The 22289-nt window shown below is 38.3% G+C and carries 23 protein-coding genes; 8 read left to right on the forward strand and 15 right to left on the reverse strand.

Annotated features, from left to right (window positions below; genetic code table 11):
* Positions 1-23 precede the first annotated feature (23 nt).
* Together QVL57_RS01220 and QVL57_RS01225 are read left to right on the forward strand one after the other, a co-directional pair.
* Positions 24-863: a S49 family peptidase gene (locus QVL57_RS01220; protein ID WP_290076834.1), complete on the forward strand. Its 840-nt coding sequence runs from the start codon at positions 24-26 to the stop codon at positions 861-863.
* Complete coding sequence (locus tag QVL57_RS01225; RefSeq protein ID WP_290076835.1) at positions 853-1746, forward strand: 4-(cytidine 5'-diphospho)-2-C-methyl-D-erythritol kinase; 894 nt, start codon at positions 853-855, stop codon at positions 1744-1746. The genes QVL57_RS01220 and QVL57_RS01225 overlap by 11 nt, the downstream gene beginning before the upstream one ends.
* Here the strand turns inward: QVL57_RS01225 and QVL57_RS01230 are convergent.
* The 8 genes from QVL57_RS01230 to QVL57_RS01265 all read right to left on the reverse strand — a co-directional run bounded on the left by QVL57_RS01230 (position 1721) and on the right by QVL57_RS01265 (position 6739).
* A complete protein-coding gene (locus QVL57_RS01230) occupies positions 1721-2233 on the reverse strand; it encodes an ATP F0F1 synthase subunit B (RefSeq protein ID WP_290076836.1) in 513 nt (170 codons plus the stop codon). The two genes, QVL57_RS01225 and QVL57_RS01230, sit on opposite strands and share 26 nt — an antisense overlap.
* Positions 2230-2811, reverse strand: coding sequence for an ATP F0F1 synthase subunit B (locus QVL57_RS01235; RefSeq protein WP_290076838.1), 582 nt, complete (start codon positions 2809-2811; stop codon positions 2230-2232). Before QVL57_RS01235 ends, QVL57_RS01230 begins: the two co-directional genes overlap by 4 nt.
* 82 nt (positions 2812-2893) lie before the next feature.
* On the reverse strand, positions 2894-3124 hold the full coding sequence (locus QVL57_RS01240) for a F0F1 ATP synthase subunit C (protein WP_290076840.1): 231 nt from the start codon (positions 3122-3124) through the stop codon (positions 2894-2896).
* Between the two features lie 68 nt (positions 3125-3192).
* A complete protein-coding gene (locus QVL57_RS01245; RefSeq protein ID WP_290076842.1) occupies positions 3193-3951 on the reverse strand; it encodes a F0F1 ATP synthase subunit A in 759 nt (252 codons plus the stop codon).
* A 107-nt stretch (positions 3952-4058) separates the two neighbouring features.
* Positions 4059-4424 (reverse strand): AtpZ/AtpI family protein, encoded by a 366-nt coding sequence (locus tag QVL57_RS01250; RefSeq protein WP_290076844.1) that lies wholly within the window; start codon positions 4422-4424, stop codon positions 4059-4061.
* Between the two features lie 11 nt (positions 4425-4435).
* On the reverse strand, positions 4436-4654 hold the full coding sequence (locus tag QVL57_RS01255) for a hypothetical protein (RefSeq protein ID WP_290076846.1): 219 nt from the start codon (positions 4652-4654) through the stop codon (positions 4436-4438).
* A gap of 71 nt (positions 4655-4725) precedes the next feature.
* A complete protein-coding gene (gene der, locus QVL57_RS01260) occupies positions 4726-6072 on the reverse strand; it encodes a ribosome biogenesis GTPase Der (protein WP_290076848.1) in 1347 nt (448 codons plus the stop codon).
* Positions 6073-6088: 16 nt separating this feature from the next.
* Complete coding sequence (locus tag QVL57_RS01265) at positions 6089-6739, reverse strand: tetratricopeptide repeat protein (protein ID WP_290076850.1); 651 nt, start codon at positions 6737-6739, stop codon at positions 6089-6091.
* Positions 6740-6864: 125 nt separating this feature from the next.
* On the opposite strand from QVL57_RS01265, the gene QVL57_RS01270 reads away from it, so the two are divergent.
* From QVL57_RS01270 to QVL57_RS01280, 3 genes are read left to right on the forward strand one after another with little or no spacing between them, the layout of a single operon-like run.
* A complete protein-coding gene (locus QVL57_RS01270) occupies positions 6865-8472 on the forward strand; it encodes a hypothetical protein (RefSeq protein ID WP_290076851.1) in 1608 nt (535 codons plus the stop codon).
* Positions 8473-8500: 28 nt separating this feature from the next.
* A complete protein-coding gene (gene nhaA, locus QVL57_RS01275) occupies positions 8501-9661 on the forward strand; it encodes a Na+/H+ antiporter NhaA (RefSeq protein WP_290076853.1) in 1161 nt (386 codons plus the stop codon).
* 15 nt (positions 9662-9676) lie between these two features.
* On the forward strand, positions 9677-11203 hold the full coding sequence (locus QVL57_RS01280; RefSeq protein WP_290076855.1) for a BCCT family transporter: 1527 nt from the start codon (positions 9677-9679) through the stop codon (positions 11201-11203).
* A 17-nt stretch (positions 11204-11220) separates the two neighbouring features.
* Here QVL57_RS01280 and guaA read toward each other — a convergent pair whose 3' ends face one another.
* Positions 11221-12780: a glutamine-hydrolyzing GMP synthase gene (guaA, locus tag QVL57_RS01285; protein ID WP_290076857.1), complete on the reverse strand. Its 1560-nt coding sequence runs from the start codon at positions 12778-12780 to the stop codon at positions 11221-11223.
* A gap of 51 nt (positions 12781-12831) precedes the next feature.
* Entirely contained in the window at positions 12832-14106 is a 1275-nt protein-coding gene (locus tag QVL57_RS01290) for an RsmB/NOP family class I SAM-dependent RNA methyltransferase (RefSeq protein ID WP_290076859.1), read from the reverse strand.
* 208 nt (positions 14107-14314) lie between these two features.
* Here QVL57_RS01290 and QVL57_RS01295 point away from each other — a divergent pair, with 208 nt between their 5' ends.
* A complete protein-coding gene (locus QVL57_RS01295) occupies positions 14315-14461 on the forward strand; it encodes a KGG domain-containing protein (protein ID WP_290076861.1) in 147 nt (48 codons plus the stop codon).
* 96 nt (positions 14462-14557) lie between these two features.
* Here QVL57_RS01295 and guaB read toward each other — a convergent pair whose 3' ends face one another.
* From guaB to QVL57_RS01315, 4 genes are all read right to left on the reverse strand, one after another.
* Positions 14558-16042 (reverse strand): IMP dehydrogenase, encoded by a 1485-nt coding sequence (gene guaB / locus QVL57_RS01300; protein WP_290076862.1) that lies wholly within the window; start codon positions 16040-16042, stop codon positions 14558-14560.
* Positions 16043-16114: 72 nt separating this feature from the next.
* Entirely contained in the window at positions 16115-17725 is a 1611-nt protein-coding gene (locus tag QVL57_RS01305; RefSeq protein ID WP_290076864.1) for a phospholipase D family protein, read from the reverse strand.
* A gap of 56 nt (positions 17726-17781) precedes the next feature.
* Entirely contained in the window at positions 17782-18375 is a 594-nt protein-coding gene (locus tag QVL57_RS01310) for a DUF882 domain-containing protein (protein ID WP_354669855.1), read from the reverse strand.
* The gene (locus QVL57_RS01315) at positions 18362-19729 is read right to left on the reverse strand and encodes a sigma 54-interacting transcriptional regulator (RefSeq protein ID WP_290076865.1); all 1368 of its coding nucleotides are present in this window, start codon (positions 19727-19729) and stop codon (positions 18362-18364) included. The genes QVL57_RS01310 and QVL57_RS01315 overlap by 14 nt, the downstream gene beginning before the upstream one ends.
* Before the next feature lie 218 nt (positions 19730-19947).
* Between QVL57_RS01315 and QVL57_RS01320 the strand changes: the two genes are divergently transcribed.
* Together QVL57_RS01320 and hemH are read left to right on the forward strand one after the other, a co-directional pair.
* On the forward strand, positions 19948-20271 hold the full coding sequence (locus tag QVL57_RS01320; protein ID WP_290076866.1) for a hypothetical protein: 324 nt from the start codon (positions 19948-19950) through the stop codon (positions 20269-20271).
* Between the two features lie 8 nt (positions 20272-20279).
* Positions 20280-21275 carry a ferrochelatase gene (hemH, locus tag QVL57_RS01325; RefSeq protein WP_290076868.1) on the forward strand — a complete coding sequence of 332 codons (996 nt, stop codon included), beginning with the start codon at positions 20280-20282 and terminating at the stop codon, positions 21273-21275.
* On the opposite strand, the gene QVL57_RS01330 is transcribed toward hemH, so the two are convergent.
* Positions 21276-22262 carry a KpsF/GutQ family sugar-phosphate isomerase gene (locus tag QVL57_RS01330; protein WP_290076871.1) on the reverse strand — a complete coding sequence of 329 codons (987 nt, stop codon included), beginning with the start codon at positions 22260-22262 and terminating at the stop codon, positions 21276-21278.
* Positions 22263-22289 lie beyond the last annotated feature (27 nt).

Raw genomic sequence — 22289 nt, forward strand, 5'->3', positions numbered from 1 at the left:
CATTCATAGATAAGGCGTAATTAATGTTGAATGTTATTAAAAAAATCATACCAAGCAAGTTTAGAAGTAAACGCATAGAAATACCAGCAATTCGCCTATATGGCGTTATAGCTGCAAATAAAAGCCCCTTATCAACTAATCTGTCGCTAGAAAAATGTGCCACTATGATAGAAAAAGCTTTTTCTTATAACAACAGTTCGTGTGTGGTAATATTGATAAATTCACCAGGCGGTTCTCCAGTACAATCACATTTGATATTTAAACGATTACGCCGACTGGCCGAAGAAAAGAAAAAAACCATTTTAATGTTTGTTGAAGACGCTGCTGCTTCTGGGGGCTATATGATAGCCTGCGCTGGCGACGAAATTTATGCAGATGAGTGCTCAATAATTGGCTCCATAGGAGTTGTATCTGCATCTTTTGGCTTTGTAGACTTGATTAAAAAGCTTGGCGTAGAACGCCGCATATATAAAGCTGGAAAAAATAAAGTGAGCTTGGATCCATTTTTACCCGAGCAAGAGTCAGATGTATCCTATTTAAAAACATTGCAGCTAGAGGTGCACCAACATTTCATTGATCTAGTTCGCAAACGCCGCGGCAATAAACTTGTCGAAAATGATGAGTTATTTACTGGCCTATTTTGGACAGGTACAAAAGCACAAGAATTAGGGCTGATTGACGGCATAGGAGAAGTTTCTACGATTATCAAACAACGTTACGGCGAAGCTGCTTGCTTGAAATTAATTACCCCCCCTAAGAATTTTTTAGGCCGTAATTTAAATTTACAAATTTTATCAGAAATAACAAGTTTATTGCGTAATAAAATTACCGAGAATACGCTGTGGACACGCCTTGGTTTGTAACACTAAACAAAACACCCTGTACACGCCAATAAAAATTAATCTAGCCTTACATGTAATAGGATTATTAGAAAATAACTACCATGAATTAGAAAGCCTTGTTGTATTTTCCCTTTGCGGCGATAAAATAAGTATAGAAGAGGCAAAAGAGGATGCTTTTCATATTACAGGCCCCTTTGCCACGCAGCTAAATAATGAAAACAGCAACTTAATTTTAAAGGCGCGCGATAAGCTGCGAAATTTGGCAACAAGTCAAAACGCTAATTGCGTCCCCGTAGCCATTAATTTACAAAAAGAATTACCTGTAGCATCTGGATTAGGAGGCGGATCAGGAGACGCCGCCGTCACTCTGATATTGCTAAATAATCTATGGAATTTAAAGCTAACCGAAGCAAAGCTTTTTAAGCTTGCAGCTGAATTAAGCGCAGATGTCCCCGCCTGCTTACATTATTTATTGCACAAAAAAGCACTTTATATGTCTGGGCTAGGCGATAAGCTAGCTATTATAGAGCATATGCCAAATTTTTTCTTATTGCTAGTTAATGATCTAGAGCCTTTAAGCACAAAAAGCATATTTGACAATTTAAATAATAAAAATAATAAAAATCTAGATAAACAATATCAATTTGCTACTTTATCAGATTTATTAAATTATTTAACACAAACTAGAAACGATCTATATCCAAGCGCTATAAAATTTAAACCAAACATTGTAGAAATACATAAGAAAGTTGAAGAAACCGGGGCAATATTTACAACTATGTCTGGCTCTGGCGCTACTATAGTTGGAGTTTTTGAAACGCAATATCAAGCAAACTTGGCTGCTATTTCAATACGCAAAAGCTTTCCAACTTGGTTTATTAAACTAATTGACTGCTCTGTTTGAGTTCCTCTAATCCAGCATCAAACAATTCTTGACGTTTTTTTTCTGTCATAACGTTGCTTAGAAAATTCTTGGATAGATTCGCTGAAATGTCTATAGCTTTTTGCTTAACTTCCTTTAGCGCTTCTTCTTCAGCTAAACTTATTTTTTCTTCAGCTAGCTTAGTTCTTTGGGCCAAATATTTTTGACTAGCCTGACGCATATCGCTACTAATCTGCTTAGCTTCTCGCTTGGCTGCAGCAACAATTTCTTTGGCTTTGAGCTCAGCATCTTGTCGTTGTTGCTGATATTCAGAAAGTAACTGCTGTGCCTCTTCTTTTAATCGCCTGGCCTCATTCAATTCTGCTGCAATATCTTGCGCACGCTTGTCTAATTTAGCCGTAATTATACTGGGTACTTTTAAAAAGCACAATATAATTAAAAAAATTATTAAGGCAACAAGAGCCCAAAAAGCATCGGTACCAATTATTAAATTACTATGCTCTGTCATTGTTTAGCTCGCAATTTGTTAGGCAGTAAATTTTCTATTTGCTCAATAGAGACATCTTCATTGATAAGCCGCTTTAGCATAAGCGGCACCAGATCCTTTGCCATAGCATCTACAGAAGATAAAGCTTTTTGTTTAACCTGATTAAGCTGCTCGGTGGATTCAGCTATTTTTTGAGCTATTATCGAATCATTTTCTTTAGTTTCTTGCTCTATCTTTATTTTGGTAGTTTTAGTTGCCTCGTTCAAAACTTCCCGAAACTTAGCCCTGGCATCCTGTAACTCTTTCTCATATTCTTTTTTTATCCCTTCAGCTTCACTCTTCAAGCGCACAGCATTATCTAGGTCAGAAGCTATACGGTCATGTCTAGTTTCTAATACCCGCCCCATATTAGGTACAATTACACGAGAGATAAATAAATAAAACAAGCCAAAAGAAATAGCCAACCAAAATATTTGTGAGAAAAAATATGTATGGTCAAAAGGCGGAAAACCATGCCTAGCATGAGTTGTGCCATTAGCCACACTAGTTAACGTAGTTTCTGTAGCTTTAGTAGCTGCATAAGCGATAGATACAAGCATGCACCACCCTTTAAAGTTATATTATAGTAATATGAGCCAACTTAAATATAAATTAAGGCAGCTCATATTTCAAATGCAATTGCTAAACAGCAAATAATAATAACAAAGCTATTAGCAAAGAAAAGATTCCCAAAGCTTCGGTAACAGCAAAGCCAAATACAAGACGGCCAAATTGACTATCTGCCGCAGAAGGATTACGTAGAGCTCCCTTTAAATAGCTGCCAAAAATGTTACCTAAACCAAGAGCTGTTCCAGCCATACCAAAGCAAGCTAAACCAGCGCCGATATATTTTGCTGCAAGTGCTAATTCCATATTATTCTCCTTTATTTCGAATAGCGTATTAACTAATTTATAGTAAATGGCGAATTTGCCATTTACTATTAGTGACTAGGATGTATTGCATCATTCAAATACATACATGTCAAAACCATAAAAACATATGCTTGTAAAAAAGCCACCAGTACCTCTAGTCCTGTTAAAGCAACCGTCATCGCCAAAGGCGCCAGCGCCCCACCCACACCAGCAGCGCCAAGCCCCACCAAAGTTGCAGCAAACCCAGCAAAAACTTTTAAGGTAATATGCCCAGCAAGCATATTGGCAAATAAACGAACAGACAAACTTATAGGTCTAGAAACAAATGAAATAACCTCTATCAACGTGACCAATGGCATGATAATAACTGGCACGCCTTTAGGTACAAAAAGATGTAAAAATTTATATCCATGTTTCCAAAAACCATAAATCATAACTACAAGAATAACCAACAGAGCCAAAACAAAAGTAATAATTATCTGCGAAGTAATCGTATAAAAATAGGGAAACATGCCAACAAAATTAGCTACTAAGATAAACATAAACAAAGAAAAAACAAAGGGAAAAAACTGCATGCCTTGCATATTGGTCGCATCACGCAAAGTTGCGGCTACAAATTCATAGCTAAGCTCTGCAACTGATTGAGCTCTAGTTGGTATTAAACGGCGAGAGGAAGATGCCAACCACAAAAACAACCCTGCAATTGCAACTGTAACAAACATGAATAAGGATACATTAGTAAAGGATAAATCTATTTTGCCCGCATGTATATCTACTAAGCGGTGTATCTCAAACTGATGTATTGGATTTAAAGCGTGCGATGTCACATCTACCTCTTTGAAACAATAAGCATATAATCTTTTTGATCATCTTTAGCAGGTGTTAAACAATATTTCAATAAGCTAAATGAGATTAACAAAAAATTAATGGGTTATTATTTATTTTTTTTAGCATCATTTGTATAGCGCAGCAAATTTAATACACCAGCACAAAACCCTAAGAGCACAAAAACTATTAATCCCCACGGGTTGGTACCTAGCAATTTGTCACTAGCATAACCTAATGCTATACCCACAATTATAGCAGAAAAAAACTCACTGGATATTCTGATATATTCACTGACTTTCCCCATAGAATTTTCTTTTTTCTCTAATTCCTTCTCTAACGGGGTTTTAGCTAAAGTTCTGAAATATTCTTTACCAGGAGCCTCCCGCCCCAAGCGAGTTTGCTCATCACTCAGGTCGTGTTCAAATTTCTTACGGCGTAATTCTAAATCACTGTCATCGGAATTCATTTTCATAGTAATATAAATTATAAGTATATAGGAAAAATAGTAAATATTAGCGCAAGCCATAATACAGAAAAGTAATGAGGCTTGACGCTACTAAGAAAAACTGCCTCTGCATAATAAAAACGTCCTTGCGGACTCATATATACACGACTACTTATAGCCACTGTTTTTTTTGTATTAACCGGATCGTTTTTTGCTTTCACAATACCCGGCATAGCCACTGCTTTAAGATTATGCATGCCTTAATCCTATCTATAAACTAAATCTGTAGTTATAGTTAATAAGCTATGAACTTTAATTTATAGTTAAATTATTTATTTATATATGGATTAACACTGGATCGCACAGCAATACGAATTGGCACGCCCCAAAGAGCAAATTGCTCACGTAGAGAATTTGTTATATAACGAAGATAAGAATCTGGCAAACCATCTTCTCTTGAGCAATATAAAACAAAACTCGGAGGGCGGGCCTTAACTTGCGTAATATATTTAATCTTGAGTCTACGTCCTTTAACCAATGGCGCCGCATGTCGTACTAAAACAGATTCTAGCCAACGATTAAGCGGCCCCGTAGCAATGCGTTTATTCCATATATTATAGACTTCTATCGCATTTTCTAACAATTTATCTATACCACGTGCCTGAAAAGCACAAACGGGCACAGCACGCAATCCTTTTACCTGCGGTAAGGAAGCCGCAAGTTTTTCGTATAATTTATTTAAAATTTTTTGCGGCTCTTCGACTAAATCCCATTTATTAAAAGCAATTACGGGAACGCGACCCTCTTTAATAACTAAATCCACAATATGCAAATCTTGCTTTTCAAAAGCAGCCGTAGCATCAAACATTATTACAACCACATGTGCGAATCTTATTGATTTTAAGGTATCTGCTACCGACAATTTTTCTAATTTTTCTTCAACCCGCGCACGACGACGCAATCCAGCGGTATCAAATATTTCTAATTGATGGCCACGCCAATCCCAGTTTATCGATATTGAATCACGAGTAACCCCAGCTTGCTCGCCAGTAAGCAACCTTTCTTCACCTAACAAAGAATTTATAAAAGTCGACTTACCAACATTTGGCCTGCCCACTATAGCTATACGCACAGCATCACTCTGCTTCGGCTCAATCTTACTGTCCAATTCAAGCCCAAGCTGCGCAGCTTGTTCTACAACCATATCGCGTAAATTAGCAAACCCTAACCCGTGCTCTGCTGATATAGCACAGGGAGAGCCAAATCCTAACTGCCAAGCTTCGTGTACCCCTGTATCCGCCTGCTGTGATTCAGCTTTATTAGCTACTAAAATAATCGGCTTGCCAGATTTACGTAACAAAGAAGCAAAAGTTAAATCTAAAGGTATTATGCCCTGGCGGGCATCAAAAACGAACAAAATTATGTCAGCCTCATCTACCGCATATTTGGTTTGCATGCGCATTTTACCAGGCAAAGTTACAGCGTCGCCCTCTTCCAAGCCAGCGGTATCTATAACCTCAAATGACAAATCATGTAACTTACCCTGATGTATACGCCTATCGCGCGTAACACCAGGTTGGTCATCTACAATAGCTAATTTCCTACCAATAAGCTTGTTAAAAAGCGTAGATTTACCTACATTAGGACGCCCTACAATAGCTAATTTTAATCCCATTATTCTGCTTCAATTATTATGTAGCTAAAACATCTAGCATAAGTCTGGCTCTTTGCGCCACACCGCTAGAAGTCTTGTCATGATCTAAGATCTTATGAAAATAAATTTCCGCTTGCTTGCTTTTATTCTGCTTAACATAAGCCAATCCTAGCGCCTCCCAAGCCAATAATTGAAATGAACTTTGGTCATTTAAAAAAGGCTCTACATTTTTAGTCACAGCATCCACATCACCTTCATCGGCAAATAAATAAGAAAGCTTAAGGCGGGCAATATTTTTTAACAAAATTGGAGCGGCCTGATCCTGCATCACAAAAAGCAATTGTTGCTTAGCCTGCACAACAGAACCATTTTTTTTAAGCAAATTGGCCTTTGATAGCCTGGCTAAATCAGGATAATTTCCTATCCTACTAGCCTCAATCTCTGTTAGCTTCCCTAAAGCCAGCGCAGATTGCCCCCTGTCTGCAATTTCCAAGGCCTCGCTAAATGAATCCCCGAGTTTTTCTATCCTTTGTTCTTTTACATAAACGTAAATACGCCAGGCGCCAACTAAGAATAATAAACTAACCAAGGAAATTAAAATAGGCAATGCAAATTTACGGCCAAAATCACTCATGCGGTCAAGTTTCAGCTCTTCATTAACCTCATCTATAAAATTATTATGCTCCATACCATATTCCACAAATCAACTTTCTTAACTACCAAATTATAACAGCTTTTTGTTATTTCGCAAATCATTCTTTAGCTTAAGAAAAACATTGCTCATATAGAATAATAAATATATAATGTCCCATTATGAGCTATATCTCACGCGATAAACTAAAAACATTATTAATTATTACAATATGTATTTTGCTTTTAGTATATGCGGCTAACACCCTAATAAGATTGATAGCAGCTCCGTTAATAAATAACTATATAACCCAAAAAGCTCAACAATATGGCATAAAATTTACAAGCCAAACCATAACACTAACTGGAGCTATACATTTAACCGATGTAAGAACCAATTTAAAAAATGGCTCTACATTGAAAATCGCCGAATTAATCATAAGACCAAATTTTTCAATCCTTCCAGGATATGCAAAGGCAAAGCAGTTAGATTTTACTAATGATAAGGTAAAAATACATTTAGACTCGATCCGCGTCAATAATATTGCTCATAATCATAATAATATAGAAACCTCATTGTTAGCGCAATTGGGCTCAGCAGCTAAGCTCCTTTATAAGTATAATATAGGCTCTATTTTGCTTAGTGGCGGCAGAGTTTATTTAACAACAGAAGAAACAGCCAAACCAATAAGCTTTAGCTCGCTTGAGATTCACAGCTTAAGACATGGGCTTGTAGAAAAACTAAAACTATATAATTTACGAACAATTATAATCTCCAATGACACTTCTCTGCTAGCAAGTGCGAATTATCTAGAAAGCAATAAGCTTAATCTAGATTATCTCTTAAAGCTATACCATGGCCAGGCATCTATAAATAACCCTGCCAATTACTTATGGCAAAATCTGAAGCTACGCAATAGCACATTTGCAAATTTAAACCTTAAACAAACGGCATATAGATTACACCTGCAAGATTTTTACAGCGGCCCATTATATTTAAAGGCTTTCCCAACAAGCTTTAAACAGCTATTGATACAGCTCGCTCATGAAAGAAATAAACAAGATATTTTCAAAGCCAGCGAAATTATAGCAAACAGCCTTACACAAGCCAGCGTGGGCCTACAAGGCTTAGCAATAGCTCTTCCAAATATTACGCTTAACCTAAGCCAAGCTGCATTACAACCAAAACAATGGGAAAGCTTGATACCTAGGCAATTGTTTGCATCTTTTGATAGATTAGTCATTTTGCCAACAAAAAAAGCTGCTCAACCAATAACCATATCGGGTAAACTAAACTTTGATTATAACGAGAAAAATTCCAGCTTTACGGTAAACCCAATGAATTTTTCAGCAAGCAATCTATGCAGCTTGCACAGTATTTTTGAATTTAAAAATGTAAATAAAGCACTATTTACATCCGATGGAGATCCCAATAAAATCAATGATGTAAGATTTAAAAATGCCTATATATCCTATATAGACAAAGGGATAATTCCGGCTTTAATAACTTCGCTCAGTCAAGCATCAGAGTTACCTTATGAAGAAATCAAGGATTTGGTGTACAGTTTTATAGAAAAAAGCCCACCCTTATTCATAGAAGACAAAGACGCAGCGCTACACATATCACAATTCTTAATTCAGCTGGCAGAAAAGCCGCAAAAGGTGGATTTATGGATTAAAGCAAAAGAATCAGCGAATATAAACTTAGGAGATTTGTTTAATAATTTACATAAAAATCCATCTTACTTAATAAACAATCTAGACCTGCAAGTAAAAAATAAACTATTATAAGCCAACAGTTTTTAAAAGGTACAAATCATTGCAAAAACAACCTGATTCTTCCCGCCTCTTGCGGATAATACATAGCGAGTCTTTTTATGGCGGACTGCTATGCTTAACAGCTGTCGTAGCTTTAATAATAGCAAATAGCCCCTACATGCACTTACATCAACAGTTATTTGAGCATAATTTTGCACAATTATTCGGCACAGCTATCAATGGGCATTTTTTAATAAATGAAATTTTAATGAGTTTATTTTTTCTACAAGTTGGATTGGAGATAAAATTTGAAGCTCAACACGGTGCACTAGCTGATAAAAAACATGCACTATTACCTATCATTGCTGCTTGTGGGGGAGTTATCGCCCCAGCTTTAATTTATTTGGCTTTTAATCAAAATATAAATACGATGCATGGCTGGGCTATACCTACCGCAACAGACATAGCTTTTGCCATTGGAGTATTTTCACTTTTAGCCAGGCATTTTTCCCGCGATTTACGTATTATATTGCTTTCTATAGCTATAATAGACGACATTTTGGCGATTTTAATTATTGCCGTATTCTACACACCAAAATTCAATTTTTTAGCTCTATTGCTTACAGCTATAGCATTAGCAGTTTTAGCACTAGCTCCGATAAAAAAATATAAGCTAATATTTTTAGCGCTAGGGTTTCCAGTCATATGGTTCGGCTTGTACAAGGCAGGTATACATCCTACTCTAAGCGGTGTTATTATAGGATTATTATCCCCTATACAGGCAAATGCCCAAAAAGAAACAAAAAAATTAGAAAAATTTTTATCTCCCGCTGTAAATTATTTTATTATGCCAGCATTTGCTCTAGCCAATGGCGCAGTAACATTACATGCAGCAAATATTATTAGCTCACCCAACATCCATATTTTGCTGGGAATAATTTTAGGATTATGTATAGGGAAACCGATTGGCATATTCTTAGCTACCAAAATTGGAACAAGCTTAAAAATTTGCCACATGCCTGCAACTATAAACTCCAAACAAATAATATTTATTAGTTTGTTAGCTGGTATTGGCTTCACAATGGCTTTATTCACTATTTTATTAAGTTTTTCTGAAGATGGTGCCATACAAACAGCAAAACTTGGTGTATTACTAGGTTCTTTTGTTTCAGCTTTATTAGGGCTAGGTTATGGCTATTATTTGACAAAAAAACAGCTATAGGCTAAACAATCAACTATGGATATTAAAACTGCACACGATTATAAGCTAAATAAATTTGTATTCGCTGTTTCTTCATTAAGCATTCTTGTCTTAGCGACCTTAACAATTGTCGCACCTAGCGCCAGCAGTGTTTGGCTAGAAAAAATCCAATCCTTTATGGCTTATGCTTTCAGTTGGTACTATATGGCTTTATTATCCAGCTGCCTTATTTTTACCCTATGGCTAGCAATATCACCTTATGGCAACATTAAATTGGGACCAAAAGAAGAGCTTCCAGAGCATAGCTATATGTCCTGGATTTTTATGCTATTCTCCGCTGGCATAGGAATAGCCATGCTATATTATGGATGTTATGAACCAGTAGAGCATTTTTACCACCCACCTACCGGCCCAGCCCAAACGGCAGAAGCAGCTCAATATGCAATGGTACTTACCTTTTTGCATTGGGGACTACACGGTTGGTCTATTTATGCCTTAGTAGGGGTAGTCATTAGCTATTTCGCTTATGTAAAAAACTATAGACTGGAAATGCGCGCCCCACTATATATCCTCTTTGGCGAAAAACTAACTAACGGCAGCATAGGTAACCTTACAGATTGTTTTACCATAATAGCAACTATCACAGCAATGGTCACCAATTTGGGTATCGGCGCTTTGGTATGCAAAGCGGGCCTAATAGAGTTATTTAATCTGCAAGACAATTTATTAAATTTAACGATATTGCTTATTGTTATGTCTGCTTGCGCAGCGGCAGTAGCAGCCATGGGTATAGATAAAGGCATAGCCATAATCTCTAAATTCAATATATACGCTTTATGTGCGCTACTATTATATGTGCTATTAATCGGTCATACAGCCCATTTGCTGGATTCCATGGTGCAGAATATAGGAGACTATATAAATAACTTCATACATCTAAGCTTTAATCTATATTTATATCAAAAAGCACTAGCGTGGCGTGGCTTATGGACCATTTTCTACTGGGCATGGTGGGTTTCTTGGGCGCCCTTCGTTGGCATGTTTATAGCAAAAATTTCAAAAGGGCGAACTATAAGAGAGTTAATTTGCGGCGTACTTATTATTCCCCTAATTTTTACCCTAGCATGGCTATGTATTTTTGGTAACAGCACGCTTTATTTAATTATAATACAGAACGCAACAGGATTAGGGACACAAATATTAGCCCATCCTGAAATGGCAATGTATGATTTTTTAAAATATCTACCACTAGCAAAACTTATGATAGGAATTGCTACTGTAGTAAGCTTTATTTTATTTTTTGCACCAGTTGATTCTGGGTGCTTAATGATCTCTGACTTGGCCTTGTTGCAAAACAGGAATATTACAGAAGAAGATTCAGCAAATTCCCCGATATGGTTAAGAATATTTTGGTGCTTTTTAACTTGTATAGTTTCCATTGGCCTATTTTTTGCTGGTAATTTTATGGCTATACAGACGATTGTTGTATTATGCGCATTACCATGTTCTCTTATAATACCAGCCTATATTATAAGCCTAATCAAAGTTCTAAAAACACATTAGCAAAATTAATAGTTACATTATTCCCACTCTATGGTGCCAGGCGGCTTTGAGGTAACATCATATACTACTCTGTTTATGCCAGGAACTTCGTTAATTATCCGGGTAGCAATCTGCGCTAAAAACTTCATATCAAAAGGGTAAAAATCTGCCGTCATCCCATCTACAGACGTCACTGCCCGCAAGGCACAAACATATTCATATGAGCGACCGTCGCCCATAACTCCAACGGTTTTTACCGGTAAAAGTACAGCAAAAGCTTGCCATATTTTATTATATAAATCAGAATTTTTTAACTCTTCTAAATAAATCGCATCTGCATCACGCAAGATAGCCAACTTTTCTGGCGTAATCGCTCCAGGGCATCTTACTGCCAATCCTGGTCCAGGAAATGGGTGACGCTCAAGAAAGGCCAAAGGCAAATTTAACTCAGCGCCTAAAACACGAACCTCATCTTTAAATAATGCACGTAACGGCTCAAGCAGCAATAAATTCATTTGCTCCGGCAAGCCTCCAACATTATGATGGCTTTTAATGGTAACGGCCTCGCTACCGCTTAAAGAAACGCTCTCTATAACATCTGGATATAACGTGCCCTGCGCTAAAAATTTGGCACCACCTAATTTTTTGGCCTCTGCTTCAAAAATTTCTACAAACAATCTGCCAATAATTTTACGCTTTTCTTCTGGCTCAACAATACCAGTTAAAGCTTGCAAAAACTGTTTGCTGGCCTCAACATGTACTAGCTTTATATTATATTCTTGAGTAAACAGCTTGATAATTTGCTCAGCTTCGCCTTTGCGCAGCAACCCATGATCTACAAAAATACATGTCAATTGTGTCCCGATAGCTCTATGTATTAGTGCAGCCGTCACTGCTGAATCTACGCCACCAGAAAGCCCACAGATAACTTTTGCATCCCCTACTTGCTGCTTTATCTGTTTAACAGACTCCTCTTTATACGCAGCCATGGTCCAACCACCTTTTAACCCAGCTATCTTATATAAAAAATTCTCGATAAGTTTAGCTCCGCATTTAGTATGAACGACCTCTGGATGAAATTGCACCCCATAAAACCTGCGCTCTGCATCAGCAATAGCAGCAAAAGGCGCTCCACCAGAATGAGCTATAACAGAAAAAGACGCTGGCAAACACACCACACGATCACCATGGCTCATCCATACTTCACATTGATCGCCTTTTTTCCCTATATTATCAAATAGCAAGCTATCCTCTACAATTTCTATAAAGGCTCGCCCAAATTCACGCTTGTGATTAGCTTCAACCGCTCCGCCCAGTTGCTTGCACATAAGCTGTTGACCATAACATATACCTAATATCGGCAAATTCTTAGTAAAAATATCTTGCGGTAAATAAGGCGCATCTTTTTCTAAAACAGAATGGTGACTGCCGGATAAAATTATCGCCTGATATTTTTCAGCGCATAGGCTAGCATCAATTTTAGCGAAAGGCACAATTTCACTATAAATACCACATTCCCTTACTCTTCTAGCTATTAATTGCGTTACCTGCGAGCCAAAATCTATGATTAAGACTGCTTCTGTTAGGTTATTTGCCATAATAATATTCCCAAATTATAACTTCCAATAAACTTTAACATATTTATGGCGCTATAGCATCCTTTTAAGTGCAGAAATATAGAATCCATCCGAGCCAGTTTTGTGGGGGGATAGTAATATACCATGAGCGGTATTATAGCAGGGAATGGAAAATGAAGATATATTCCGAAACGTAAAATTAGGATGTTGATGCAGAAAATGTTCTATTTGCTCGTCATTTTCTTCAACAAATATAGAACAAGTCATATAATATAAATATCCACCTGGCTTTACATATTTTGCAGCCTTATTTAAAATTGCAGTTTGTTTTTTTATCACATCAAAAAGTTCAACAGGGGTAAAAAGCCATTTTCGATCCGGAGCGCGGCGCCACGTTCCACTCCCACTACAAGGTGCATCTACCACAACTATGTCCATAAGACCCAATAAAGATTCCAAAACTGCCGGGTGCATAGCAAGTTTTATGTTCTTTGCACCAGCCCGCTGCATACGTGTGGGCAAATCAGACAAACGCTGCTTATCTATGTCATGTACATAAATTTGCCCTTTATTTTTCATATCTATAGATAAAGCTAGCGCTTTTCCACCCGCACCAGCACAATAATCTAAAATCTGCATCTCTGGCTTAGCATCAACAAGCTTAGCTAAAAGCTGTGAACCTAAGTCCTGAATTTCAAAATATCCTTGAGCAAAAGCTTTGGTCTTTTCCAAATTAAGCTTTTTTTCCATTCGCTGCATAGCCAACAACCGCAACGCTTGCTCTATAAATGGCACACCTTGCATGGCATAAGTTACTTGCATATTTTCATTGCGCAAAAAATTTAGCACTTGCCCCGGGCTAGCTTTTAATAAATTCACACGTATATCTATAGGCGGTCGCTTTAGAAATGCGGTCATTTCATTAATATAATTATCTTCGAAGCTTCGAGAAAAATAAGGCCGCAACCAAATTGGCATACTAGATTTTACATAAGATTCGATATTCGTAGAGATAATAGAAGAATTTGGTAAATACTCCAAAAGATTTGATGCATATTTATCTTGCCTTAATGCTGCGGCAAGTTCTTCCACCAATAATGTAGGCTGCTGTAGCAAAATAACATAAAGCACCACAGCTGGCCACTCCTCGGTTTGCAGCAAAGCATGCGCCGCGCCGCGCAATCGCAAGGCGTCATATATTATGTTAGAAATACTATGTCTGTCACTTGAACCAGCGTACCTATGAGTTAACGCCCATTTTTTCAATAAATGTGCTATTGGCCTCTCATTTACCGAAAAATCATTTAAAATATCAACTGCTGCCTTAGCCAAACCGCCTATCTTCATGTCTACCTCTTTCTTTCAATTCTCAATTGTATCGATTTAAGCAATTCCAGCTCAATTATTTTCACACCATATGTTACAAAATATGCTTATAGCGCAAATTTTTAATGTAAGACCATAAGGGGTTTTCAGAGTACAGGAACCAATTATTGACTGTTTCGTTATTATTGCACTGGCCAAGCCCAGCAAATATAAAGAAGGAGAAAAGAGAATGACTGTTAAAAATGAAAAAACATCAAGCACGAAAAGCAGCACAGATTCCATGTCCGCTCGTAGTAACAAGAAATCCAACCCTGGCAATTTCGCTAACGACCGCGGGCGTGCCGCCGAAGCAGGCCGCAAGGGCGGCAAGCGCTAAGTGGCTCTAGGTTAAAGCATATCAGAGGATTGGGAAATGAATTCCCAGTCCTTTTTTATAACAAAATGTGTTGCTCCTTCTTAACAATCATCAAGACTAGGCAAGATTATAATAATTTGGCGCCTCCTTGGTAATAGCCACATTGTGGGTATGGCTCTCGCTTAAGCCAGCGTTTGTAATTCGTACAAACTGAGCCATATGCATCTGCGCTACCGTCTCGGCGCCTACATAGCCCATAGCAGCTCGCAGGCCACCTTCTAGCTGCCGTAAAATTGCGCTTACGTCACCTTTATAAGCTACTTGCCCCTCTACCCCTTCTGGCACCAATTTGTGGGCTTCTTGGGTAGTAGATTGAAAATAGCGGTCTGCTGAGCCGTTTACCATAGCCCCGATTGACCCCATTCCCCGATAAGATTTAAATGGCCGCCCCTGATAGGTATAAACCTCTCCAGGGCTCTCGGTGCATCCCGCCAATAAAGAGCCAATCATAGCCGCAGAAGCTCCAGCAGCTATAGCCTTGGCCATATCGCCCGAGAATTTAATGCCGCCATCGGCGATTACCGAGACATTGTGTTTCTGAGCCACCTCCACAACGCCCATAATAGCACTGAGCTGCGGTACACCAACCCCGGCTACAATCCGCGTTGTGCAAATAGAGCCCGGGCCGATACCCACCTTAACACAATCAGCCCCGCAATCTATAAGGGCTTTGGCCGCCTCGGCCATGGCAACGTTACCAGCAATTATGTCTGTGCCCGGCATGTGTTTTTTTATATAACTAACAGTATCTAATACTTTTTGCGAATGTCCATGTGCTGTATCTATAACCAAAACATCTACGCCACTGTCGCATAACATTTCCGCCCTAGCAATACCAGCTGGACCTACTGTACTGGCCGCGCCCACAAGCAAGCGCCCTTTAGCATCTTTTGCTGCCCCAGGATTTAATATAGATTTTTCAATATCTTTTACTGTTATCAAACCAATGCAACGGTATTTATCATCTACTACGATTAGCCTTTCTATACGATGCTGATGCAATAGCTTGCGTGCTTCTTGCTGGCTTACAGTCTCAGAAACTGTTATCAAATTCTCGAAAGTCATCAAATCTGCAACATTACGTCCATTTGTGTCGGCAAATCGTATATCGCGATTGGTAAGTATGCCTACCAAAACACCACTGCCGTCGCCGCGAATTACTGGCATGGCAGAAATATTATATCGGCTCATTGTGGCTATGGCTTGTTGCACGCTAGCTTGTTCTTCTATAGTTATAGGATTTAGCACCATACCTGCTTCAAATTTCTTTACCCGCCTTACCTGCTCTGCTTGCTCTGCTGCCGACATGTTTCTATGTATTATGCCCAGCCCTCCAGCTTGAGCCATTGCTATGGCCATTGGCGCTTCTGTAACGGTATCCATAGCAGCAGAAATAATTGGAAGGTTAAGATATACATTTTTAGTTATTCTAGTACGCAAATCAACTTCGCTAGGAAGCAGCTTCGAATAACCCGGCACCAGCAATACATCATCAAAAGTTAAGGCTAAATTGCCCGTAGGCGTTTCAATAATTTTTGCCATGATTAAATCCCTATAATAAGTTAATTAGGCATGTAATATTAGCACATTAAAAAGCACAAACAAGGCTTTAACTTATAATTGCGCTTTGATAGGCAACAAGCTAAGTAATTTTACATAAAATTGCAATTTACGCGTAGTTTTTGGAGCGTTGTATAGGGTTTTTTTTACTTTATTTTCTGTAAAAGACCAAAAGATCTTACCTGCCTTATTTAGGCCCAAAGCATAGCTCATTTCATTAGTCGTTTCTTCACAAAATAACAGATTCATATGCATAGCTAATTTTGGACATTCAAAAAACACGCCCATCTCAGTGTTCAAAGATACAGAACGCATATCAAAATTAAACGACCCTACAAAAGCTTGCGCTTCATCTATCAAAAAAGCCTTTGTATGCAAACTAGCCCTATTTCTAGCTAACAACCGCAATTTGTAATGCTTTATATCTTGACCCTCTTGAGCATTCCTTGTTTGTAAAACTGGCGGCGGCATCAGCTCATATAAGTTAACGCCAGCCTTTAAGAGATCCTTGCGATAATGAATGTAACCCCCATAAGCTATCGGAACATCAGTCGTAGCCAAAGAATTGGTAAGCACTCTAACCTGCACCCCTCGTTTTGCTAAATTTTTTAGTTGCTCTGAACCAATTTTGCCTGGCACGAAATAAGGAGACGTAACTTGCAAATCATAAGCCGCACTTTGCAGTCTAGGAAAAAGAAAATTCATAAGCCAATTTTTATTTTTTCCTCCCAAGGCTTTTTGAGGAGGATCGGCAAGTATACATACCTGCTTCACGGCAAATATATATTTCTCGGCACGTAAAAAATAGCTAAACGGAATCTTAGCTATTTCGTCAATAAACTGTTTAATAGGCTCCGTTTCGCAATAAGACCGCAACTTATTTTCCCAGTATTTAATATCACGTGCCTTTATGGATAGAGCTAATTTACGTATAGGCAATACTACACGACTATTCCAATAAAGGTCAAAAACCCGCTCAACATCGTTTAAAATAGGCCCTGTCAACATAACATCTAAATCACGAAAAGTAGAATTTTGACTAGCGCTAAAATACGCATCAGCTATATTGCGGCCACCAACAAAAGCAACGCGGCCATCTGCAATATAAGCCTTGTTATGCATACGTCTAGTTAAAGAAAGAGCGCGCAACGCCAGTTCTAAAAAGCGTTTTATGCTAAAAGATCTGGCACGGCAGGGATTAAAAACCCTTATATCTATGTTTTCATGCTTATCCAACGCTACAAATATTTGATCCCGCGTGCCTACATTAATATCATCAATTAACAAACGCACACGAACACCGCGATTAGCCGCCTGCAATAGCTCATAGAGCAAAATTTTACCAACTTTGTCATCTTCAAAAATGTAATACATTAAGTCCAGGCTACGCCCTGCCATCCTAGCGCTTAAAAGCCGAGCAGCGAAAGCTGCTTCATTTTCTTTAATAAGCGCAAGGGCGTTCTTGCTATATCCTAGCCCGCCATGCTTTTCTGCTAATTGCTGTAGCGCTTTATCAATTTCAGTTACACTATCTTCTTTGTTAAAGGCATAGCTAAACCCACCACGGGATCGCTTGGCAAATTTGTTATAAACAAGCTCGCTAAGCGCTGCCGCAAAAAAAACGCCAAGGGCGCATAAAATAATAATTATACCGACTATTAGCATTAACCACATCTATATATGTAATTATACAAGCAATTACCGCTTATTCCTATAAAAAATTAGTGTCCATGTCTATCAGCTTTATGATTAGGCACTACAGATGTCAATGTCCATTTACGTATGGGGCCGACATCTACATGTATAAAGGGTATTTTAGAATGTGGATAATAACCAACCCCACCTCCGCGCAATTTTAACGCTATTTTATGCAATTTAACTAAGGCAATATCCGGCAAATAAATATCCATAGCCTTGCCTAAAATATGTTGGCTATGCTTAGCAACACCGCTATATTTAGAAAGATTGCGTAGCATCTTGTTCGTTGCAGCAGTACGATAAGCCGAAACAACATGGATATAATCTTTGGAACCGCTTAGACGGTATATTTTCCATATTAAATTAAATAATTTAGGATTCATTACAGTCTCTTCATTACTACGCCAATCACGCAAAAAATGATTTAGTTTTTTTAGACCAGCTTTATCAAAATGCCCATGGCTCCAAAAAACTATCTCTGCTTTTTCATGTGTATGTATATGATATAGCTTTAATGAATGAGATTGTACAGCCCCAGCAGCAAATAAAGCGATGGAGCTATTTGATAAAAAGGCGCTTATTATTGTCGCACGAATTAAGCATTTATAATTTATCATTTTCCCAACTCTCTATTTTACGGTATAAAGTAGAGCGTCCAATTTTTAGTCGCCTAGCTACCTCACTCAAGCTACCCTTATAGTGGCTTATAGCCAATTTTATTACCTCTTCTTCAATATTTTGCATAGTTTTAATATTGCCATCTTCTTGAAAATAATCCCCATATCTTTGCCCTGTTTGCTGTTTGCTAACTTCTACAGCTGGTGGAACAACTGCACCGCTCAGCTGTGGAAAATCCTTTAAACGCAATAAGGGCCCATCGCTTAACAATAAAGCATGATACAAGCTATGCTCTAATTCGCTTAAATTACCAGCCCAATCTTGCTGACTCAACAACTCACTAGCAGCACCAGTAAGGCCAGTAATTTTTTGCTCTAAACCTAATTCCAACGAAAAACGCCAGGTTAGCTGATTCGCAATGGCCTCTATATCCTCCCGCCTTTGCCGTAACGATGGGACATATAGGGTAGCAGGATTTAGAAAATTCATCAGCTCCTTAAATTTTTTTTCATCGCTTTCCAGCACGCTCAGCGAGGTTGCCGAGACCGCTATGATCCGAAAATTACTGCCTTTATCTTTGGCTATTTTCAATTGTTCTATTAGACATTCCTGATCTGCTGAGCTTAAGTAATCAACATTGAATAAACACAAAGTACCATTGGCAGCTGCTTTGGTTTTTTTTGCAATAATTTCACATAACTCAGAAGACATTCCAACTTCTGTGATATAAGGTTCGCAATAAATTGTAACAAACGCACCGTTAGTAAATGAGCTATTGTGATGAATAGCATAAGCTATGTCTCGCCGCCCTGTGCCGTGTTCACCCATAAGAAATATATTCTGCTCTGTTCCTGCAAGTTTGCTGGCCTGCGAAATACAGTTCTTCATCGCTTCACTTTGCACCACAAAAGAATCAAAATCCTGCAAGCGCGGGCCGTCGCCCCATCCATAATAAACTTCTTGCTCCAAAAAACTATGCGATATCAGTAAACTTGTTACTAGCCTTATCCGCAATTTTATAGCGCTATATGGCATAAAATAATTAGATCCAGACTCAATGCCCTCTTCAATACGAGCTAAGGTTTCATCGCTCAAATGCCTGTCATCATATAGCAAAACTAATGGCGCCGTACGTACCAACAGGCGCAACTCCCGTAGGAGCAGTTGCAAATCTATATCTACAAACGTCATGTCTATAAAGGCTAGCATTATATTTTTATGTTTACGGGCGAGCTCCAGGGCTCTTAACCCATTTTCAGCTTCTATAACCCGATAACCTAGACTCCGCAGCTCTTCCACTAGCGGCATACGTTTATTAAATTCCTCACTGGCAATTAATATTGACCCAATCACAGCACACCTGTCCTTTTAAACATGAAGGTTTTAAAATAGGCAAACGTAAGCTTAGGTCCAAAAGTTGCAATATTGATAAATTAAATGTTAAGCATATCTAGTGTAATAAGCTTAAATGTAATAAGCTTAAAGATTAAGATAAGCCGCCGGAGAAAAACATGCATTTAAGCAAAATTGTAAAATTTGGACTACCACTTATGCTATTAAGTGCCTGTACCATGACACAAAATCGTGGTCAACTCAAGATAGAAGATGCTAGAAAAGATGTATTAATGGGAGAATGGCAGGATAAAGCTGGCATGCTATCGACTTTTAGTAACGGTAAATTTGAAACAAGAACACCAGATACAAACGAAAAATTAGCCGAAGGTAATTATAATATAGAAGAAGACAATAGTATAAATATCGAAGTTAAAAGTCTAGTAAAAGGCAATGTTTCTAAAGTTAATTGTAACTTGCGGCATTTTAATAACACACTTTATTGCGCGCCAATGGATGAAGCGCTTAGCGCTACCGCTTTTAGTCTTTTTCGCGTTAATTAATCAATTAAATGCTACCAGAAACAACAGCTATTTTATTAGTAAATCTTGGAACGCCTGATGGTTACGACTTTTTTAGCGTAAGAAAATATCTAAAACAATTTTTATCTGACAAGCGAATTGTTGAGCTAAATCCTATTTTATGGCTACCCATACTTCATGGAATTATCCTAAATACCCGCCCAAGAACAAGCGGAAGGAACTATAAACGTATTTGGCATAGGCAAAGCAACCAGTCGCCCCTATTGCTATACACCAAAGCGCAGACCGAAAAACTGAGCAGTAAAATAGCAACCATGCCCAATTTGCCCGTGCAAAATATAAAGATATATTTTGCTATGCGTTATGGCAATCCATCTATAGCTTCGATGATACAAAAGCTTACACAGGATGGATGCAAACATATTTTGCTACTACCCTTGTTTCCACAATACAGTGCTACGACAACTGCGTCTATTTATGATGATTTTTTTGGGTCGCTGCTAAAATTAAGAAATGTACCTTCCGTTACTACAATACGCTCTTTCGCAACCAACCCTTCTTATATTCAAGCATTGGCAAACTCTATCAATACACATTTAAAACATTGTGCATTTGAACCCGAGCTTATTATCGCTTCTTTTCATGGTATACCAAAATCTTATGTAGCCAAAGGAGACCCCTATTATGAAGAATGCTGCGCTACAATAAAAGCTTTACGAGAACATATGCGGCTCAGCGACACTAAATTACTGCTTAGCTTTCAGTCTCGTTTTGGCAAAGAAGAATGGCTACAACCTTATACGGATAAGCTCACTCAGCGGTTAGCCCAGCAGGGTATAAGAAAAATTGCGATATTTAATCCTGGATTTATAAGCGATTGTCTAGAAACAATCGATGAAATTGGCAGAGAAATTAAAGAGGTTTTTATACATAATGGCGGCACAGATTTTACGCATATCCCGTGCCTTAATGATAGCGACGAAGCGATAAATATGCTAAGCGAGATAATACAGCAATCTTTATGACTAAATTACCTTAAATCGTAATAAATCATGAAAATGTAATAAGCCAACTGGCTTATCTTCCTCTACAATCACTAAAGCGCTAACTTGTGTTTGCTGCAAGATCAAAGCTGCGGTAGCAAGTAGCGTGTCGGGAGTAATGGTTTTTGGCTGCACTGTCATAATCTCTTCTACAGCAAGATGCGAAATGTCCCGTCTTATATTACGAGCCAAATCGCCATCTGTTATTATGCCCCTAAGCTTTCCCGCTTCATCTATAACGATAACACAGCCAAAATGTTTAGCAGACAGTATTTGCATAGCTTCTGGCATTAACATTCCTAGCGAAACCAGGGGTAAATTTTTACCCTTATGCATAATGTCAGCAGCCGAAATTAGTTGGGCACCCAATGATCCACCTGGATGATATAAGTGAAAATCATAACTACTAAATCCTCGAGTCTGTAGCAGAGCCACGCTCAATGCATCGCCCACAGCTAACTGCATCATGGTTGACGTAGTAGGCGCTAATCCATGTGGGCAAGCTTCTTTTAGTTTAGGCAATAGTAATAAAATATTTGCTTGCCGACTAAGCGCCGAATTCTCACCAGCAGTCATAGCAATCAAAGGGATCTTAAACCTAGCCGCATGCTTAATAATACCACTAAGCTCAACTGTCTCTCCCGACCATGATAGCGCCAATATAACGTCATTTTGGCTAATCATGCCTAAATCGCCATGGTTCGCTTCTGCAGCATGAACAAAAAAAGCAGGCGTACCCGTAGAAGCCAAAGTAGAAGCAATTTTAGTACCTATATGGCCACTTTTGCCCAGGCCAGTAACTATTACCCTACCCTTTAATTTACTTATTACCTGAACCGATTCCAAAAAACCAGCTAACAAGCTACTATCACCAGTTTCCTGGCCAAACAACTGCTCCAATTTTTCAAGCCCAGCTTTTTCTGCTGCAAAACTTTGCAATGCAGAAGCAATAATATCACAATTTTCCATATCTTACATCTTTTGTCCCAGCAACAA

This window comes from Bartonella sp. TP, assembly GCF_030406085.1.
Classification (GTDB): domain Bacteria; phylum Pseudomonadota; class Alphaproteobacteria; order Rhizobiales; family Rhizobiaceae; genus CALTWN01.

Bases quoted from the DNA above. Each gene is read 5' to 3' on its own strand.
- QVL57_RS01220 (WP_290076834.1), top strand. From the start codon at position 24: ATGTTGAATGTTATTAAAAAAATCATACCAAGCAAGTTTAGAAGTAAA.
- QVL57_RS01230 (WP_290076836.1), bottom strand. From the start codon at position 2,233: ATGACAGAGCATAGTAATTTAATAATTGGTACCGATGCTTTTTGGGCT.
- QVL57_RS01235 (WP_290076838.1), bottom strand. From the start codon at position 2,811: ATGCTTGTATCTATCGCTTATGCAGCTACTAAAGCTACAGAAACTACG.
- QVL57_RS01240 (WP_290076840.1), bottom strand. From the start codon at position 3,124: ATGGAATTAGCACTTGCAGCAAAATATATCGGCGCTGGTTTAGCTTGC.
- QVL57_RS01250 (WP_290076844.1), bottom strand. From the start codon at position 4,424: ATGAAAATGAATTCCGATGACAGTGATTTAGAATTACGCCGTAAGAAA.
- QVL57_RS01255 (WP_290076846.1), bottom strand. From the start codon at position 4,654: ATGCATAATCTTAAAGCAGTGGCTATGCCGGGTATTGTGAAAGCAAAA.
- der (WP_290076848.1), bottom strand. From the start codon at position 6,072: ATGGGATTAAAATTAGCTATTGTAGGGCGTCCTAATGTAGGTAAATCT.
- QVL57_RS01265 (WP_290076850.1), bottom strand. From the start codon at position 6,739: ATGGAGCATAATAATTTTATAGATGAGGTTAATGAAGAGCTGAAACTT.
- QVL57_RS01270 (WP_290076851.1), top strand. From the start codon at position 6,865: ATGAGCTATATCTCACGCGATAAACTAAAAACATTATTAATTATTACA.
- QVL57_RS01280 (WP_290076855.1), top strand. From the start codon at position 9,677: ATGGATATTAAAACTGCACACGATTATAAGCTAAATAAATTTGTATTC.
- guaA (WP_290076857.1), bottom strand. From the start codon at position 12,780: ATGGCAAATAACCTAACAGAAGCAGTCTTAATCATAGATTTTGGCTCG.
- QVL57_RS01290 (WP_290076859.1), bottom strand. From the start codon at position 14,106: ATGAAGATAGGCGGTTTGGCTAAGGCAGCAGTTGATATTTTAAATGAT.
- QVL57_RS01295 (WP_290076861.1), top strand. From the start codon at position 14,315: ATGACTGTTAAAAATGAAAAAACATCAAGCACGAAAAGCAGCACAGAT.
- guaB (WP_290076862.1), bottom strand. From the start codon at position 16,042: ATGGCAAAAATTATTGAAACGCCTACGGGCAATTTAGCCTTAACTTTT.
- QVL57_RS01305 (WP_290076864.1), bottom strand. From the start codon at position 17,725: ATGCTAATAGTCGGTATAATTATTATTTTATGCGCCCTTGGCGTTTTT.
- QVL57_RS01310 (WP_354669855.1), bottom strand. From the start codon at position 18,375: ATGATAAATTATAAATGCTTAATTCGTGCGACAATAATAAGCGCCTTT.
- QVL57_RS01320 (WP_290076866.1), top strand. From the start codon at position 19,948: ATGACACAAAATCGTGGTCAACTCAAGATAGAAGATGCTAGAAAAGAT.
- hemH (WP_290076868.1), top strand. From the start codon at position 20,280: ATGCTACCAGAAACAACAGCTATTTTATTAGTAAATCTTGGAACGCCT.
- QVL57_RS01330 (WP_290076871.1), bottom strand. From the start codon at position 22,262: ATGGAAAATTGTGATATTATTGCTTCTGCATTGCAAAGTTTTGCAGCA.